The following is an 18,652-nucleotide window of genomic DNA, read 5'->3' on the forward strand; positions in this document are numbered from 1 at the left end:
TGATGAGGGTGCAACTACGTACAAATGTGAAACATTTACAAGGGACTCTGATGGTTCCTAGCGACAAATCGATTTCCCATAGAAGTATTATGTTTGGAGCGATTTCTTCTGGAAAAACGACGATTACAAATTTTCTAAGAGGCGAAGATTGTTTAAGTACCTTAGCGGCGTTTCGTTCTTTAGGTGTGAACATTGAAGATGACGGGACGACAATCACCGTTGAGGGGCAAGGATTTGCAGGTTTAAAAAAGGCGAAGAATACAATTGATGTTGGGAATTCAGGGACAACAATTCGTCTGATGCTGGGCATTTTAGCTGGCTGTCCCTTTGAAACGCGCCTAGCTGGTGATGCGTCTATTGCTAAACGACCGATGAATCGTGTGATGCTTCCTTTAAACCAAATGGGAGCGGAATGTCAAGGGGTTCAGCAAACGGAGTTTCCGCCAATTTCTATTCGCGGGACTCAAAATTTGCAACCGATTGACTACACAATGCCTGTTGCAAGTGCTCAAGTTAAATCGGCTATTTTATTCGCCGCTTTGCAAGCCAAGGGCACTTCTGTAGTGGTTGAGAAAGAAAAGACACGTGATCATACAGAAGAGATGATTCGACAATTTGGTGGGACGCTTGAAGTAGACGGTAAAAAAATTATGTTAACTGGACCGCAACAATTAACAGGTCAAAATGTGGTAGTTCCTGGTGATATCTCTTCTGCAGCTTTCTTTTTAGTTGCGGGTTTAGTAGTCCCAGATAGCGAGATACTTCTGAAAAATGTTGGCTTAAATCAAACGCGGACAGGTATTTTAGATGTGATTAAAAACATGGGTGGTTCCGTCACTATTTTAAATGAAGATGAGGCCAATCACTCTGGCGATTTACTTGTAAAAACGAGTCAATTAACAGCTACAGAGATTGGTGGCGCTATTATCCCACGTTTAATTGATGAGTTACCGATTATTGCTTTGTTAGCTACTCAGGCTACTGGCACGACAATCATTCGAGATGCAGAAGAATTGAAAGTCAAAGAAACCAATCGGATTGATGCAGTAGCGAAAGAATTAACAATTTTAGGCGCCGACATCACGCCTACTGATGATGGCTTAATTATACATGGACCAACTTCTTTACATGGTGGAAGAGTTACCAGTTATGGGGATCATCGTATCGGGATGATGTTACAAATTGCTGCATTACTTGTAAAAGAAGGCACTGTTGAATTAGATAAGGCTGAAGCAGTTTCAGTTTCTTATCCAGCATTTTTTGACGACTTAGAACGTTTAAGTTGTTAACGAAGGAGGATAACGAACCATGGAAAGCATTGTTTTAATTGGTTTCATGGGTGCGGGTAAAACAACTATCGGCCAAAGTTTGGCCAATAAACTAAAGATGCCTCATCTTGATTTAGATACAGCGTTAATGGAAAAAATAGGACGCTCAATTCCTGACTATTTCGAAAAATATGGTGAAGCAGCTTTCCGAGAACAGGAAACCCAACTTTTAAAGGAGCTGTCAAAAAATACAGCCGTCCTTTCAACTGGGGGCGGGATTGTTGTCGGACCAGAAAATCGTAGCTTATTAAAATCTTTTCAGCAAGTGATTTATTTACATGCGACACCAGAAGAGCTGTTAAAAAGAATCGCAGAAGATACTGAAAACCAACGCCCCTTAGCTATAGAACGTTCTTCAAAAGAAATCATTACTTTATTTGAGTCTCGTAAAAATTTTTATGAAGAATGTGCGAAGATGACAATTGATACGACCAATCGCTCACCAGAAGAAATTATCAATGAAATTCTGCAACAATTAAAGGAGTAGAGAAACGATGAAAGTTGGTTATTTAGGTCCGATTGGTTCCTTTACGTACAGTGCAACGTTGGCTGCTTTTCCTGAAGCTACGTTGATGCCGTACGCATCGATTCCAGCTTGCTTGAAAGCAATTGAACAGCAAGAAGTGGCATGGAGCATTATCCCAATAGAAAACACGATTGAAGGAACTGTTAACGCATCGATAGATTATTTGTATCATCAAGCGCAGTTACCTGTCCAAGCAGAGTTAGTTTTACCGATTCAACAACAATTAATGGTGGCAAAAGAGAATCAAGCGATCTGGCAACAAAGTCAGAAAATTTTATCACATCCGCAAGCATTAGCTCAATCGCAGATGTTTCTAGCGAAAAACTTTCCAGAAGCGATTTTAGAAGCAACGCCTTCAACAGCTTACGCCGCCAAATACATTGCAGAACATCCAGAATTACCTTTTGCAGCTATTGCACCAAAACTTTCTGCGGAAATGTATGATTTGACCATTGTTGAAAAAAATATACAAGATTTATCGATAAATCAAACACGATTTTGGGTTCTTGGTTCTGAAAATTTAGCGATTTCTTTCCCGCTATCTGAGAAAAAAATAACGCTGGCGATTACGATGCCAAGTAATGTTCCTGGCTCTTTACACAAAGCATTAAGTGTGTTTAGTTGGCGAGGGATTAATCTTAGCAAAGTAGAATCGCGGCCGTTGAAAACAAAGCTCGGAGAGTACTTCTTTTTAATGGACTTAGTGAATGATCAACCAGAAAAACTAATTGAAGCAGCTTTAACAGAACTGGAACTGATTGGCGCAGAAATAAAAATTTTAGGGGATTACCCGATCTATGTTTTGTCCACACTTTAAAGAGTTAAAAATGAAAATGAAGCTTACTTATTAGATAAAGTGAGTTTCATTTTTTATTAAATTACATATTTGTAATAGGAATTTCCTGCGAAATGAGGTATCCTAAGAAAGGTGATAAAACACAGAGGTAAAGGAGTGACACGATGAGTCGTGTAGATCGTTATAAACATATTCATGAAAAATCGAGACCAGCAGAGCATAAAAAGACCTTTAATCCCCGAAAATCAATGGGTGAACATAGAGAAGAAGAACCAGAAGAACTAGCTGAAAGCCTTCAAGAGCCAGTTTACGAAGACAGCTATACTGAGGACAGTCGCAGAAGTGAGAGGCGACATCAAACAGATTCAGGTGGTGGCAACGGTTCTGACCAACCACCCCGCGGAAAAAAAGACAAGAAACCAAAAAAGAAACGTAAAAAATCAAAAACAAAACGCTTTTTCAAATGGCTAGTGATCCTATTGATTCTGTTATTTGCCTATAGTACAGTCATGTTTTTAAAAGGAAAATCTGCAGCAGAACATGATGACTCGTTGCCTCAAGAAAAAGTAGAAACATTTAATGGTGTCAAAAGTAGCAATGGGGCTAAGAATATTTTAATTCTTGGCAGCGATACACGTGGGGAAGATGCTGGACGAGCCGACACAATAATGGTTCTCCAACTAAATGGACCATCAAAAAAACCGAAATTAATTTCATTTATGCGTGATACATTCGTGGACATTCCTGGTGTCGGGCCGAATAAAATTAATGCCGCATACGCTTATGGCGGTGCTGAATTGGTTCGTGAAACGTTAAAACAAAACTTTAATTTAGATACGAAATATTATGCTAAGGTAGATTTCCAATCATTTGAAAAAATTGTTGACTCTATGTTTCCAAAAGGTGTCAAAATCGATGCAGAAAAATCACTGAATTTAGATGGTGTTGATATTGAAAAAGGGCAACAGGTCATGGATGGACATGTCTTACTTCAATACGCTCGCTTTAGGATGGATGAAGAAGGCGACTTTGGTCGGGTTCGTCGCCAACAACAAGTTATGTCAGCTGTAATGAGCCAAATGAAAAACCCAATGACTTTATTAAGAACCCCAGAATCACTTGGGAAATTAGTCGGCTATATGTCGACAGATGTGCCTGTTAGTTTCATGTTAACGAACGGACCATCATTGCTGATTAAAGGAAAAGCAGGGGTTGAGTCATTATCGGTTCCGGTACCAGATTCTTGGAATTTTGGTGAATCCTCTTATGCAGGCAGTATTTTAGAAGTAGATGAACAAAAAAATGCTGACGCCATCGAAAAATTCCTGAACGAATAAGGAAAGCATTTTAAAATATCCTTTTTTATGCTATATTAGAAACAACGTGGAAAATTAGTGAAACGAGGTTACAAAATGAAAATTGCTATTGTGACAGATAGTACAGCTTATTTACCCGAGCGCATTAAAGATCATCCGAATCTTTTTGTAATTCCCATCCCAGTCATTTTAGATGGAAAAATATACAACGAAGGCATTGACATTGAAGCAGATGAATATTATGCATTGCTAAATAATAGTAAAGAATTTCCGACGACTTCACAACCTGCTTTAGGAGAAGTGTTAGAGCTTTACAAATCAATCGCTGAACAAGGGTACGACACCATCATCAGCATTCATCTTTCTTCAGGAATCTCTGGTTTTGTTCATACATTGCACGGACTTACTGATGAAATCCCAGGCGTTGCTTTGTATCCATATGACTCAAAAATTACAAGTATGCCAATGGGACACATGGTAGAAGCTGCTTTAGATTTAACAGAAGAAAAAGCCAGCTTAGAAGAAATTTTTGCCAAATTAGATTTAATTCGTGATAATACGTATGCATATCTAATTGTAGAAGATCTGAACAACTTAGTTCGTGGCGGTCGCTTAACGAATGGCGCAGCCTTGATCGCTGGGCTATTGAAGATTAAACCTATCTTGACTTTTGAAGATGGAAAAATTGTATTATTTGAAAAAATCCGTTCAACAAAGAAAGCTTTTGCTCGTGCAGAAAAGATTATTGGTGAACGAAACGCAGGGATTGAAGCACCAGTTAAACTGTATGTGATTCATGCTAATAACCGCATCGTTGCTGAAAAAGAACAAGCAAAATTACAAAAGCTATACCCAAATGCAGAAATTGAAATCGGTCATTTTGGTCCAGTTATTGGGACCCATCTAGGGGAAAAAGCAATTGGTTTAGCGATTTCAGCTCAATAATAAAAGATGAGACAAAAGTAAACTACTTCTGTCTCATCTTTTATTCTATTATTTTGTCGTTCGCTGCTGTTACTCAGCCGAATACTTTTTGTTTATAAGAAAATGTAAAATTACTCCTTTTTATTAGAAAATATCTTGCAAATTAAGCAATTCCTTACAAAGTAATGTATACTAAGGAAGAGGAGGCGGTTAAATGAAAAGAAATATAGCCTTGTTGCAAAGCGAAAAAATGAAAAAAGTTCAAGCTTTAGCAAACTACTACCAAGAATCAATTGACTTACCGCCTGGAAAAAACCGTGAGGCGGTTATCAAAAAGATTAACGAATCAAAAAAAGAAATTAAAGAAATAAATGATATATTAACAGATATTCAAAAGAAAAAGAAATAAAGGAGTCGTTTGTGATTATCGATGGATTTACGTTATTGCTATTTTTATTTGTCGTCGTTATGTATGGTTACTTTTACTTCGTACGTAAAAGTATTGTAATTCCGGCTGCAAAACATCCTACAACAAAATATTTAGTTGCTTTTTTTAGTTTAATGATTCTGGCCAATGCATTTTCGGCAGGAGATAAAATTGAAATGATTCGAAGTGTGTTATATATTTTGATTATCTTCAGTTTTCTTTACGATGCAAGAGGTTTTGCGGAGGACTGTATTATTACGCATCCTTTTGACAATCGGGGCACGGCCTTTAAAGATATCGAAAAGATTGTCCTCGTTCAAAAGTCGAACGGTATTCGTTTAGGGTATTTAAAAAAAGGCAGAAGAGGGGTGGTTTTACGCTTTTCTGCGCCACTAGAAGAAATGGTTCTTTTTCTTTCAACACGGATGAATGAAGAGGCAGAAATTGATATTATTGTTAATGAAGATTAACCATGTTCAGCTCCTAGAAATCAGCTTTTCCCGCGTTAAGTTTTGTCTGAATTTCTTTTGAAAAAAAGAAAGCAATTTTGCTTGTACTTTTGGTAAAATTTGTTATAATTAGTCAGATTAAATTTTGGAAGGAAGTTGTTTCGGTGAGTGAAGAATTTGAAAAGTGTGTCGCTGACTTGAAAAAGAAATATCAAGCAATCCCTGAAGAAAAACGACAACACTTTGCAGAACGTATGCAAAAGAAAAATTTCTTACGCTACAAAAAAATTGAATTAATTAAAGGAGAACTTCTTCGTTTAGAAGCACGACGCGCTCAATTGGAACTTTGCGAACGCAGTTCTGAGTTAGAAGAAGTCGAAAAGAAAATTATTCTTAAAAAGAAAAAATTACTTAAATGTTTTGATCGGTAAGTCAATAAAAATTTAATATAGAAGGGAATGATAGGATGGAATTTACCTTTCTAATCATTGTTTTTGCACTGTCTATTACCTTCTCAAACATATTCAACCGGATTGTTCCCGTCATTCCGCTGCCAATTGTGCAAATTATTGTAGGCGTTCTAATTGGTTTAACTAAAATGGGGCAGGAAATTGAATTTGAGCCTGAAGTGTTTTTAGTAATGATTATTGCACCGCTTTTATTTAGAGAAGGGGAGCTAATCAATCTGAAAGCAATGATGAAAAATTTCGGGATGATTCTTTTCTTGGCCTTTTTTGGTGTGTTAATTACCTTAGTTGGAGTCGGCTGGACCCTGCATATGATTTTGCCTACTTTACCATTAGCTGCTTGCTTCGCTTTTGGAGCGGCTTTAGGGCCAACGGATGCGGTGGCGGTAGGTTCGTTATCAGGTCGAATTGACATTCCTGAACGTTCGATGAACATTTTATCTGGTGAAGGACTCATTAATGATGCATCAGGCGTTACAGCCTTTCAATTTGCTTTAGCGGCTTTATTAACGGGGTCATTTTCGCCGGTGGAAGCGGCAGGGACCTTGGTTATTTCCAGTATTGGTGGAGCGGTAGTCGGAATCGTGTTAGTTCTATTAAAACAGCAAATTGTTCATTTACTTGAAACTGCAGTGGCAAAAGATGTTACAGGCTACTTGTTGATTGAATTACTCTTGCCATTTATTGCTTATTTAATTTCAGAGTTGATTGGCGTTTCTGGAATTATTGCTGCTGTGATTGCTGGAATTATGCAAGCATCTAGTTTGAAAAAAGTTTCGCTTTTTGAAGCAGAGCTGTCAAATGTTGGCGAAAGTATTTGGAGTATGATTGAGTTCACCTTAAATGCCTTAGTTTTCTTATTCTTAGGAATTGAACTTTCTCAAGTGTTTTCGCCAATTTGGATTGACCAACAATATTCAAACTGGTTCCTACTAATGGTTGTTCTAATTATTAGCGCCGTTGTCTTTTTGATTCGTTTCTTAGCCATTTTCAGTGTTTACACGCTTCAACATGGACTTAAGAAAGTTAAAAACGCAATGAATGAAATGCTGATTTTAACTTTTGGCGGTGTTAAAGGAACAGTGAGTTTAGCCACCATCTTTATTTTGCCAACAGCGATTAACGGCGAGCATTTTAAAGAACGACCGTTATTACTATTTATTACGGCTTGTGTTATTTTGGTGACTCTGATTGGCGGGATTCTAGTTTTACCATTTTTAACTGATTCAGAGACGGAAGTGGAAAATGAAGAGTCAGTCGAAATTGATTTATTACGTGATGTCATTGATGTCTTAAAACAGCAAAATGAAGAGAATCCTCGTGGTGAAATGAATGCGGTCATTGAAAATTATCAAGATCGTTTAAAAGAATTGTATACCGAGCAGCTAAGTGCGGAACGAAAACAAGAAGTGCAAGAGTTGCGGACGTTAATTGTGTCCATTGAACGAGACGGCTTAGAAGAAAGTCTGAAACAAGGAGAAATTAGTGTCAGAAGTTATCGTATGTATCAACGCTTGATTACACGGATGCAACGGTCGATTGCCAAACAATTATTATCGATTGTAGGCTTTTGGTTATTATTTGCTCGACAAATCATTTCGATTCTTTTACATCCTAAGTTATTTTTCAATCGTGGTGAAGCTTCTGAAGAAGAAAAAGAATTACGAAATGAAGAACTAGAAAATATTCGCCAAGTTTTTCTAAGAAATTCTCAAGTTATTCTGAAGAGTTTAGATAATTTGCGCGGTGTCTATGATGATGATTTAATTGATTTCTTCATTGACGGACGCTTGGATTTAGCCCATAAGTTTGAAAAAGGCGAATTTATTGATTCGTATATTGTTCATACGGAGACAGACTATGTCAAAGACCTATTATTAGGCTTCCAAGAAGAACGACGGATGATTGATCATTACGAACAATCTGAACGCATTTCAATTATCGAAGCGAACGAGTTACGAAAAAATGTCAATTTATTAGAGAGTTATTCGATTAGCGGCGAAGTGAATAATGTTCCGCTGAAACGATTTGTTAAAAATTTTAATAAAGAATAAGTAATAGTGTATGAGATGAAACCAAGACGATTTTTATCTCATGCACTTTTTTTATAATCCAATTTTTGATACAATAAGCAAGACCAAAATAGAAGGAGTTGGTAGTGTCGGTGAAAGAATTAAAAGTAACAGATTTAACCAAAACATATGGGGAAAAAACACTATTTGATCATCTTTCTTTTTTGATTCATGAAAAAGATCGCATTGGTTTAATTGGGATTAACGGCACAGGGAAAACCAGTTTATTAAATATTATTGCTGGCGTAGATAGCGGTGATGGTGATCTTGCTGCAATTCAGCAGCCAAGTGATTATCAAATTGGGTACCTTTCCCAGAATCAAACATTTGACGAGAATATTACGATTGCAGAAGCCGTGTTTCAAGGAGACAGCCCAATCATAAAAGCAGTCAAAAATTATGAATTAGCGTTAGCTGCTTTAAGTGAGAATGGTTTAGACGAAGGGGTTCAAAGACGTTACACGCAAGCAGAAGAAGCCATGAATAAACAAGATGCTTGGACAGCAGATACCAATGCAAAAATTATTTTACAAAAATTAGGCATTCCCACATTGGAAAAGAAAATAGGTGAGCTTTCTGGTGGGCAGTTAAAACGAGTAAGCTTGGCGCAAGTCTTAATTGAAGCGCCTGATTTACTGTTATTGGATGAACCAACGAACCATCTGGATTATGAAACGATTGAATGGCTGGAAAACTTTTTAAATAACTATCGTGGTGCGGTTTTAATGGTGACCCATGACCGTTACTTTTTAGATCGAGTAACCAATCGGATTTTCGAACTTTCTTTTGGAAAACTGTATGAATACAAAGGAAACTATGAAACGTATGTGATGGAAAAAGCCGAACGTGAACGTGTCGCTGTAGAACAAGAAGAAAAAAGAAAACGCCTCTTCAAACAAGAACTAGCGTGGATGCGAGCAGGCGTTCAAGCACGAGGAACGAAACAGCAAGCAAGAATTGATCGGTTTCAGGATTTAAAAGAAAACTTGCATCAGGTACAAACCAATGGCACCTTAGAAGCAGACTTTGCCACGCAGCGTTTAGGGAAAAAAGTTCTGGAAATCAAGGAAGGAAATTATGCCATTGATCATAAACAGCTTTTGAAAGACTTTAATTTACTCATTCAAGCAAACGATCGAATTGGCATTACTGGTAAAAACGGTGCAGGCAAATCCACATTATTAAATATTTTAGCTGGCCGCATTCCTTTAGAGAGTGGTCTATATAGTATCGGTGAAACCGTCCGAATTGGCTATTATACCCAGCAAAACGAAGAAATGGATCCTAATCAACGGATGATTGCTTATTTGCAAGAAGCAGCAGAAGAAGTGAAACGCAGTGATGGAAGCAGCGTTGGGGTCGCTGAAATGTTAGAGCGCTTTTTATTTCCTCGTTTTATGCATGGTACACTGATTGGCAAACTGTCTGGTGGAGAAAAACGCCGGTTATATCTCTTAAAATTATTAATTAGTCAGCCTAACGTGTTATTATTGGATGAGCCAACCAACGATTTAGACATTGATACGTTGACCATTTTAGAAGATTATATTCAAACGTTCAAAGGAGCGGTAATTGCGGTTTCTCATGACCGTTATTTCTTGGATAAAACAATGGACAAATTGTTAGTTTTTCAAGGAAATGGTCAGATCCTATCATTTTATGGCACGATGAGTGAATATTTGGCGAACCAAAAAGAACAAGAAAAGGTCAAAGAAAAACCACTCAATAAACCAGTAAAAGAAGCATCGACAGAAAAGAAAGAAAAAACAAAGCTGACTTATATGGAACAAAAAGAGTGGGCAACAATTGAAGAAGATATCACACAATTAGAAACGAAATTAGAAACATTAACTGAAGAAATGAATCATCAGGGTGATGATTTTGTTCGTTTACAAGAATTGCAAGAAGCAGTAACAGCAACGGAACAATTGTTAGAAGAAAAAATGAATCGTTGGGAATACTTGAGTGAATACGCGGATTAAGAGACGGAGGGAATAAGATGGAAGAAGCATACTTAGCGCTAGGAAAAAAGATTTTAGAAGAAGGTCATTTTAAAGAAGACCGTACAGGAACTGGGACGTATAGTTTATTTGGCTATCAAATGCGTTTTGATTTGGCCAAAGGATTTCCCTTACTAACAACCAAACGAGTACCGTTTGGCTTGATTAAAAGTGAGTTATTGTGGTTTTTAAAAGGCGACACGAATATTCGCTATTTGTTAGAGCGAAATAATCATATTTGGGATGAATGGGCGTTCGAACGTTACGTAAAAAGCGCAGATTATCAAGGACCAGACATGACGGATTTTGGGCATCGTGTCTTACAAGATCCAGCGTTTGCAGAACAATACAAAGAAGAACATCAAAAATTCTGTGATGCCATTTTAAATGATGCAGAGTTTGCAGAAAAATATGGTGAATTAGGGAATATTTATGGTGCGCAATGGCGTCACTGGGAAACCAAAGATGGTAGCTTTATCGATCAATTAGCTAATGTGATTGAAATGATTAAAACCAATCCTGATTCTCGCCGTTTAATTGTTTCCGCTTGGAATCCAGAAGATGTGCCTTCAATGGCGTTGCCGCCTTGTCACACTATGTTTCAATTTTATGTAAATGAAGGAAAATTAAGCTGTCAACTTTATCAGCGCAGTGCCGATGTTTTTTTAGGTGTTCCTTTTAACATTGCAAGCTATGCTTTATTGACACATCTGATTGCACATGAAACAGGTTTAGAAGTGGGGGAGTTTGTACACACGCTAGGAGATGCCCACTTATATCAAAATCATGTGGAGCAAATGCAAGAACAATTATCACGAGAAGTTCGTTCTTTTCCAACGCTCGTTTTGAATCCAGACAAGGCTTCTGTTTTTGATTTTGATATGGAAGATATTAAAGTAGAAGGCTATGACCCACATCCAACGATTAAAGCGCCGATTGCCGTATAAAAAGGAGAGAGAAGCTATGTTAGCAGCCATTTGGGCCCAAGATGAACAAGGAGTGATTGGTAAAGAAGGCAAATTGCCTTGGCATTTACCCAACGACTTGAAATTTTTCAAGGAAAAAACAATTCATAATACATTGGTCTTAGGACGTGCGACTTTCGAAGGCATGGGATGTCGTCCGTTACCAAATCGAACAACGATTGTTCTTACCAGTAATCCGGATTACCAAGCTGAAGGCGTTTTGGTTATGCATTCCGTAGAGGAAATTCTTGCGTATGCTGACAAGTATGAAGGCGTGACCGTTATTGGTGGAGGTTCTGTCGTTTTTAAAGAACTGATTCCCGCATGCGATGTCTTATATCGGACGATGATTCATGAAACATTTGAAGGCGATACCTTCTTTCCAGAAATTGACTGGTCTGTTTGGGAAAAAGTTGCCACTGTTCCCGGCGTCGTGGACGAGAAAAATCTCTATGCTCATGACTATGAAACGTATCATCGAAACGATAAATAATAAAATGAAGGGAGGCATGAGCAATGCCGACATTGAAAGAAAAAATTATTCAAGAGAGTCAACGTTTAGGCATCGATAAAATCGGCTTTACTCATGCTGAACCATTTATTGAATTAGAAGATTCTCTGCATGAACAACGAGAGCGAGGATATAACTCGGGGTTTGAACATCAAAATGTGGAAGAACGAATTTACCCAGAAAAAACGTTTGAGCATCCTAAAAGTATTATCTCCATTGCTTTAGCTTATCCCACCAAAGCTCAGGAAAAAATGCCTAGAGATGAAAAGCGTGGACAATTTGCGCGAGCCTCTTGGGGAATTGACTATCATCACATTTTGCAGGATCGGTTGCAAAAATTAATTGCTTTTATTGAAGAGCAAGCTGCCACTGAAGCAGAAAAAGAACACTGGCGCTTTCGGCCACAAGTAGATACTGGCGAATATGTTGACACCGCTGTTGCTCAGCGGGCGGGTTTAGGATTCATTGGTAAAAATGGTCTACTGATTACCGAAGAATTTGGTTCCTTTGTATATTTAGGTGAGGTGACCACCAACATTCAATTTGAACCAGATGAACCTGTTCCAAATGGTTGCGGTGATTGTACTCGTTGTATCACAGGGTGTCCTACAGGGGCTTTGTTAGGGGACGGTCGAATGAATGCTCAAAAATGTTTGTCTTATCAAACGCAAACAAAAGGCATGATGCCTGAAGAGTATCGAAAAAAAATGCGTAACGTCATTTATGGTTGCGACATTTGTCAGCTGGTTTGCCCTTATAATAAAGGAAAAGATTTTCATTTTCATGAAGAGATGGAACCAAAGATTGAAGAAGTTTATCCCAAATTAGCACCGTTATTAACTATTTCCAATAAAGAGTTTAAACAGCAATTCGGACACTTAGCAGGCTCTTGGCGTGGTAAAAAACCATTGCAACGGAATGCTTTAATTGCGTTAGCGAATTTGGGCGGCCGTGAAGCTATCCCACAAATTATTCTCTGTTTAAATGATCAGCGTCCTGTCATTCGCGGAACAGCTGCTTGGTCGTTAGGTCAGCTCGCAAAAAGAGAACCCGAGCAAAGTTTAGAAGCTTTAAATTATCTACTTTCTGTAGAAACTGAAGAAGAGGTTATCGAGGAAGCCCAAAAGGCTATTCACTTGTTAACAAGCAAAAAAGGAAGCCGCTCAACGGAGTGACTTCCTTTTTTTATTAAATATGATTGCGATATAAACCAACAACTTTACCTAAAATTGTAACGTTATCTAAAAGAATAGGCGCTAATGCATCATTTTCAGGCTGCAAGCGGATATGATCTACTTCTCGGAAGAATCGTTTACAGGTTGCTTCATCTTCATCGGTCATTGCGATTACGATGTCGCCATTATTGGCATTCGATTGCTTACGAACAATCACTTGGTCGCCATCTAGAATACCTGCGTTAATCATACTTTCTCCTCGAATCGTCAACATAAATAAAGCATTTTCTTCTGTACGTAAATCAGGAGGTAACGGGAAGAAATCTGATGCTTCTTCCACCGCTAAAATTGGTTCACCAGCAGTTACGACACCTAACATCGGAATAGTTGTCGGTTGAATCCCAATCTTTTCCAAGCCTTCTGGTGTTAATTCGATTGCTCGCGGTTTTGTTGGGTCACGTAAGATTAGACCCTTTTTTTCAAGACGAGCTAAATGTCCGTGAACGGTAGAAGTTGAGGATAAATCAACAGCCTTCCCAATTTCGCGAACGGTTGGCGGATAGCCCTTTAATTCGACTTGTTCGTATATATATTTAAGTACTTCTAATTGTCTTGTTTCTGTACGTTTCGCCAAAACCCGCACCTTCTTTCAATTGATAAAATTAGTGTACCATAAAATGCGAACGAAATCAAACAAGCGTTCGTGTTTTATAAATATCAGAATATAGTTGTTTTTTTAAGGCAGTTCTTATAATATAGACAGTGAGAGTAAGGAGGGATTTTGATGTTATCGAAAGAAAAAATTGCCCGTATAAATGAATTAGCGAATAAAGCAAAAGTGGAAGAACTTAGTGCGAAAGAAAAAGTCGAACAACAAGAATTACGTAAAGAGTATTTAGAAGCATTTCGTGGAGGGATGCGTCACCATATCGAAGGAATGAAGGTCGTGGATCAAGAAGGGACCGATGTGACTCCTGAAAAACTAAAACAAATTCAACGTGAAAAAGGACTTCACAACAGAAAGTAATTGCTTTCATTGTCGAAATAAGCTACACTATGAATAAAGGTAAAAAAAACCTAAATTAGGAGATGATTTTTTTGTTTGACAAGACAGATCAATTGGGCGTTAATACAATCCGGACATTAAGTATTGAAGCCGTACAAAAAGCGAACTCAGGACATCCTGGTTTACCAATGGGTGCTGCCCCAATGGCGTATGCACTTTGGACAAAACATTTAAAGGTGAACCCAACAACTTCTAGAAACTGGGTTGATCGTGATCGTTTTGTACTTTCAGCAGGCCACGGCTCTGCAATGTTGTACAGCTTATTACATCTATCAGGATACAACGTAACAATTGACGATTTGAAAAATTTCCGTCAATGGGATAGTAAAACACCAGGGCATCCAGAAGTGCACCACACAGATGGTGTTGAAGCAACAACAGGACCTCTAGGACAAGGGATTGCTATGGCTGTTGGTATGGCAATGGCTGAAGCGCATTTAGCTGCAACTTATAATCGTGATAGTTTCCCTATTATGGATCATTATACGTACGCAATTTGTGGTGACGGCGATTTAATGGAAGGTGTTTCTCAAGAAGCAAGTTCAATGGCTGGTCATATGAAATTAGGTAAATTAATTGTCTTGTACGATTCAAATGACATCTCATTAGATGGACCAACTTCTAAAGCCTTTACTGAAAATGTTGGGGCTCGTTATGAAGCATACGGATGGCAACATATTTTAGTTAAAGATGGCAATGATTTAGATGAAATAGAGGCTGCGATTGAAGCGGCTAAAGCTGAAACAGATAAACCAACATTGATTGAAGTTAAAACAGTCATTGGTTACGGAGCACCAAAAGAAGGAACTTCTTCCGTTCACGGCGCGCCAATTGGTGAAGAGGGCATTACAGCGGCTAAAGCTGTTTATGGTTGGGAATATCCTGACTTTACTGTGCCAGAGGAAGTCGCTGCTCGTTTTAAAGAAACGATGATTGACGAAGGCCAAAAAGCAGAAGCGGCTTGGAATGAGATGTTTAAGAACTATGAACATGCGCATCCAGAATTAGCCAAACAATTTAAAGAAGCTTTTGCCAACCGATTACCTGAAGGTTGGGAACAAGAATTACCTAAATATGAACTAGGAACAAGTGCCGCAAGTCGTGTAACAAGTAAAGAAACGATTCAAGCTATTTCAAAAGTTGTTCCAAGTTTCTGGGGCGGTTCAGCCGATTTATCTGCCTCAAATAATACAATGGTTGCTGCAGAAAAAGATTTCGAACCTGGTCAATACGAAGGCCGTAATATTTGGTTTGGTGTTCGCGAATTTGCAATGGCTGCAGCAATGAACGGGATTCAATTACACGGTGGTAGCCATGTTTATGGCGGAACATTCTTCGTCTTTACTGACTACTTACGTCCAGCAATCCGTTTAGCCGCTTTACAAAAAGTTCCTGTAACTTACGTCTTAACGCATGACTCTGTTGCGGTGGGTGAAGATGGGCCAACACACGAACCAATTGAGCAATTAGCAAGTGTTCGTTGCATTCCAAATGTTCATGTGATTCGTCCAGCAGACGGCAATGAAACTGTTGCTGCTTGGAAAATTGCTATGAATTCTACGGAAACACCAACTATTTTAGTTCTAAGTCGTCAAAACTTACCTGTTTTAGAAGGAACGTTAGAACACGCTTCTGATTCTGTTCAAAAAGGTGCTTATGTATTGTCACCACAAAAAGGTGAACAACCAGCAGGGATTTTAATTGCGACTGGTTCTGAAGTAAATCTAGCAGTGGAAGCACAAGCGAAATTAGCGGAAGAAGGCATCGATGTATCTGTCGTGTCAATGCCAAGTTTTGATTTATTTGAAAAACAATCTGCTGAATATAAAGAAAGTGTGTTACCTAAAGCTGTGACAAAACGTGTGGCGATTGAAGCTGCAGCAAGCTTTGGTTGGGAACGCTATGTAGGAACAGAAGGCAAAACAATCACAATTGATCACTTCGGCGCTTCTGCACCTGGCGGTCTAGTTCTTGAAAAATTCGGCTTTACTCCTGAAAATGTGGTTAATACCTATAAATCACTATAAATAAACATTAAAAAACCTGAATGCTTGTGATAGCATTCAGGTTTTTTGCTTCATTTCTTTTTGGGAGCAAAGAGCATAAAGTGAAAAAATAATGCGAACAATTGGAACCCAATACCAGTTAAAGTAACACCAGACCAACCATAGTTTTGCCACATTAATGTACCAATCAATGAACCCAGTGAACCGCCGATGAAATAGAAAAACATAAAGACGGTATTGTTACGATTGCTGGCTTCTTCTCCCAAATTTTGGACGCGTGTTTGATTGGCTACTTGCCCAAATTGAGTACCGATATCTAAAACAATAATTGCTAAGATTAGTAAGACCACATGTGTTCCACCTAGAAAAAGTAAGATAAAACTACCGAACTGCATCAGCAGGCCAATCAAAACAATCTTCCGCTCTGGATAATAATCGGATAGACGACCAATGATGGGTGCTACGAAAGCCCCTGATAACCCAAAAATTGCTAAAATACCGACTTCTTTCGGTCCCCAATAATAAGCTGGACTACTAACAAAGAAAATTAATGTAGACCAAAAGATTGAAAAGGTTGCAAACATAAAAAAGCCATTGACAGTTGCTTCTCTTAACAAAGGTTGCGATTTGATTAGCTTAGGAAGACTTTTCAAAGAACCTAAATAAGTTAATCGATTTGAAGTTTGAGTATGTATCACTGTTTTGGGCAATTTTAATTGAAGTAGAACGACCAATGCTAACACGAATATTACGGCGATTAGGTACACTGTTCGCCAAGAAGCTGCACTAGCAATGAAACCCGAGATCGTTCGAGACAATAAAATTCCTGTCAATAGTCCGCCCAGCATTCGACCTGTTACTTTACCACGGTTCGCTGGTCCCGCCATGACCGCAGCATAAGGAATAATAATTTGGGCGACAATAGAGAGCAGCCCAATAAAAAAAGAAGAGAGTGCAAACAGGAGAAAACTTGGTGCAAAAAACGCAGCACTTAGAGACAGCGAGGAGAGCGCAGCTACTCGAATGATTAATTTGCGACGATCAACGACATCGCCTAATGGAACAAGAAAAAGTAAGCCTAGCGCATAGCCTAATTGGGTCAGCATAGTAACAAAACCAATAGAACCAATACTGACTTGAAAGGCCTGAGCAATTTGGGTGCCAATTGGTTGAATATAATACATATTGGCGACCACGACCCCGCAAGTTAACGCTAATAAAAACGTCACTTGATTTGTTAAACCCGATTGTTGTTTCTTCATCTAACCACCTACATTTCTATGTAATTCATTTTGTAATACAACAACTACTCGGCAATAGTTGTTTTGATTACAAAAACAGACTTCTCTTATAAAGTTTGTTCAAAAAGTGACAAGTCCATTAAAAATTTTATCACAATAAATAAAGAAAAGTAAGAGGATAAATAACAAAAATCTCATCAAATTGAAAAGAAGAAGTGGTTGTTTTCACAAGTGTGAAGAGGGTTAATTAAATACAAACAAGATTTCAATTACATTACAGAAATTTTAAAACTCAAAATTTAATACGTTTATTTCTTGTTTCAATAGGAAATTAACGGTAAAATAGAAAAGTGAGACAGTGAGGAGGAAAAATGAATGAGCGAACAGTTAACAAGAAGTAGTAAACATATTCAAAAAGCTCTTAAAAAGCAAAAAGCTTATAAACGTGCTACCGCCGTTGCGGGGACTTCAATGATTTTAGCACCTGTGGTTGGTGCTGCGGTACCTGCCCAAGCAGAATCAAGCCAGCAAGCATTTATTAATGAAATCGGAAATTCAGCAGCAGCCGTTGCCAATAGCAATGATATGTATGCTTCCGTCATGATTGCTCAAGCGTTGCTAGAAAGTAGTTATGGTAGTTCTGGGTTAGCATCTGCACCGAACTATAACTTGTTTGGTGTAAAAGGAAGTTATAATGGACAATCTGTTTATATGCCAACAAAAGAATATTTAGACGGACAATGGGTGACCGTCACAGCAGCATTTAGAAGTTATAATTCTTATGCGGAATCGTTCCAAGATCATGCCAATGTTATTCGTTCCACTGCTTTTGGGGATACATACCATTATTCAGGCGTTTGGAAGAGTAATACTAGCAGTTATCGCGATGCAACAGCCGCTTTAGCTGGAAGTTATGCAACTGATCCAGGCTATGCCGAAAAATTGAATTGGTTAATTGAAGCATATAATTTAACTCAATATGATTGGGGAGCACCAGTCGCTCAAACCACTAGTTATTCAGATACAACGGGAACCGTTGATACAACAATCGATACAGCGGCTTCTGCAACAGCAACAGCAGAAACTGTAGCTAGTCAAAGTTACACTGTCGCAAACGGCGACACATTGTGGGACATTGCTGCACGTTTTGGAACGACAGTTGATAATTTAATGTCACTAAATGGATTAACATTGGATTCTGTTTTATCGGTGGGTCAAACCATCCAAATCGGTTAATTTTGCAATTATTTAGTTGAAGAAAGACCTTACAAAAGCAGTAGTTTTTGTAAGGTCTTTTATCGTGAAAATAGGTAGGGCCAGCAGCAATTATTTGATGAGCATAATCCGTTTTTTTATTTAATTTTTCACAAACTAAAATTCGTT

The 18,652-nt window shown here is 38.3% G+C and carries 18 protein-coding genes; 16 read left to right on the forward strand and 2 right to left on the reverse strand.

Annotation, left to right across the window (positions count from 1 at the left end):
* The first annotated feature begins 2 nt into the window (after positions 1 to 2).
* The 13 genes from aroA to queG all read left to right on the forward strand — a co-directional run bounded on the left by aroA (position 3) and on the right by queG (position 12,956).
* The gene (gene aroA / locus IGM09_RS06325; protein ID WP_002374853.1) at positions 3 to 1,289 is read left to right on the forward strand and encodes a 3-phosphoshikimate 1-carboxyvinyltransferase; all 1,287 of its coding nucleotides are present in this window, start codon (positions 3 to 5) and stop codon (positions 1,287 to 1,289) included.
* A 19-nt stretch (positions 1,290 to 1,308) separates the two neighbouring features.
* Entirely contained in the window at positions 1,309 to 1,815 is a 507-nt protein-coding gene (locus IGM09_RS06330; protein WP_010713403.1) for a shikimate kinase, read from the forward strand.
* A gap of 7 nt (positions 1,816 to 1,822) precedes the next feature.
* Positions 1,823 to 2,671 (forward strand): prephenate dehydratase, encoded by an 849-nt coding sequence (gene pheA / locus IGM09_RS06335; RefSeq protein ID WP_033624968.1) that lies wholly within the window; start codon positions 1,823 to 1,825, stop codon positions 2,669 to 2,671.
* A gap of 143 nt (positions 2,672 to 2,814) precedes the next feature.
* Positions 2,815 to 3,987 (forward strand): LCP family protein, encoded by a 1,173-nt coding sequence (locus tag IGM09_RS06340; protein WP_002365661.1) that lies wholly within the window; start codon positions 2,815 to 2,817, stop codon positions 3,985 to 3,987.
* Positions 3,988 to 4,062: 75 nt separating this feature from the next.
* Entirely contained in the window at positions 4,063 to 4,911 is an 849-nt protein-coding gene (locus IGM09_RS06345) for a DegV family protein (RefSeq protein ID WP_002382324.1), read from the forward strand.
* Between the two features lie 193 nt (positions 4,912 to 5,104).
* Positions 5,105 to 5,299, forward strand: a complete 195-nt coding sequence (locus IGM09_RS06350) for a hypothetical protein (protein ID WP_002357574.1) — start codon at positions 5,105 to 5,107, stop codon at positions 5,297 to 5,299.
* Between the two features lie 11 nt (positions 5,300 to 5,310).
* Positions 5,311 to 5,787 (forward strand): hypothetical protein, encoded by a 477-nt coding sequence (locus IGM09_RS06355; RefSeq protein ID WP_002357573.1) that lies wholly within the window; start codon positions 5,311 to 5,313, stop codon positions 5,785 to 5,787.
* Between the two features lie 77 nt (positions 5,788 to 5,864).
* Positions 5,865 to 6,197, forward strand: coding sequence for an ACP phosphodiesterase (locus IGM09_RS06360; protein ID WP_002357572.1), 333 nt, complete (start codon positions 5,865 to 5,867; stop codon positions 6,195 to 6,197).
* A 35-nt stretch (positions 6,198 to 6,232) separates the two neighbouring features.
* Positions 6,233 to 8,287, forward strand: coding sequence for a cation:proton antiporter (locus IGM09_RS06365; RefSeq protein ID WP_002360309.1), 2,055 nt, complete (start codon positions 6,233 to 6,235; stop codon positions 8,285 to 8,287).
* A gap of 110 nt (positions 8,288 to 8,397) precedes the next feature.
* A complete protein-coding gene (locus IGM09_RS06370) occupies positions 8,398 to 10,287 on the forward strand; it encodes an ABC-F family ATP-binding cassette domain-containing protein (protein ID WP_002365663.1) in 1,890 nt (629 codons plus the stop codon).
* A 17-nt stretch (positions 10,288 to 10,304) separates the two neighbouring features.
* Positions 10,305 to 11,252, forward strand: coding sequence for a thymidylate synthase (locus IGM09_RS06375; RefSeq protein ID WP_002357569.1), 948 nt, complete (start codon positions 10,305 to 10,307; stop codon positions 11,250 to 11,252).
* Positions 11,253 to 11,268: 16 nt separating this feature from the next.
* Entirely contained in the window at positions 11,269 to 11,763 is a 495-nt protein-coding gene (gene dfr / locus IGM09_RS06380) for a trimethoprim-sensitive dihydrofolate reductase (protein WP_002360302.1), read from the forward strand.
* Positions 11,764 to 11,786: 23 nt separating this feature from the next.
* Complete coding sequence (gene queG / locus IGM09_RS06385; RefSeq protein WP_002366694.1) at positions 11,787 to 12,956, forward strand: tRNA epoxyqueuosine(34) reductase QueG; 1,170 nt, start codon at positions 11,787 to 11,789, stop codon at positions 12,954 to 12,956.
* Positions 12,957 to 12,969: 13 nt separating this feature from the next.
* Here the strand turns inward: queG and lexA are convergent, their stop codons facing one another.
* Positions 12,970 to 13,590, reverse strand: a complete 621-nt coding sequence (gene lexA / locus IGM09_RS06390) for a transcriptional repressor LexA (RefSeq protein WP_002357566.1) — start codon at positions 13,588 to 13,590, stop codon at positions 12,970 to 12,972.
* Between the two features lie 150 nt (positions 13,591 to 13,740).
* On the opposite strand from lexA, the gene IGM09_RS06395 reads away from it, so the two are divergent.
* On the forward strand, positions 13,741 to 13,983 hold the full coding sequence (locus IGM09_RS06395; RefSeq protein ID WP_002384502.1) for a DUF896 family protein: 243 nt from the start codon (positions 13,741 to 13,743) through the stop codon (positions 13,981 to 13,983).
* A 71-nt stretch (positions 13,984 to 14,054) separates the two neighbouring features.
* Positions 14,055 to 16,049, forward strand: a complete 1,995-nt coding sequence (tkt, locus tag IGM09_RS06400) for a transketolase (protein WP_025193365.1) — start codon at positions 14,055 to 14,057, stop codon at positions 16,047 to 16,049.
* 50 nt (positions 16,050 to 16,099) lie between these two features.
* Here the strand turns inward: tkt and IGM09_RS06405 are convergent, their stop codons facing one another.
* Positions 16,100 to 17,290 carry an MFS transporter gene (locus IGM09_RS06405; protein ID WP_002357563.1) on the reverse strand — a complete coding sequence of 397 codons (1,191 nt, stop codon included), beginning with the start codon at positions 17,288 to 17,290 and terminating at the stop codon, positions 16,100 to 16,102.
* A gap of 354 nt (positions 17,291 to 17,644) precedes the next feature.
* On the opposite strand from IGM09_RS06405, the gene IGM09_RS06410 reads away from it, so the two are divergent.
* Positions 17,645 to 18,505, forward strand: a complete 861-nt coding sequence (locus IGM09_RS06410; protein ID WP_002357562.1) for a glucosaminidase domain-containing protein — start codon at positions 17,645 to 17,647, stop codon at positions 18,503 to 18,505.
* Positions 18,506 to 18,652 lie beyond the last annotated feature (147 nt).

Origin of the sequence: Enterococcus sp. DIV0167 (genome assembly GCF_050541555.1) — a bacterium.
Classification (GTDB): Bacteria; Bacillota; Bacilli; order Lactobacillales; family Enterococcaceae; genus Enterococcus; species Enterococcus faecalis.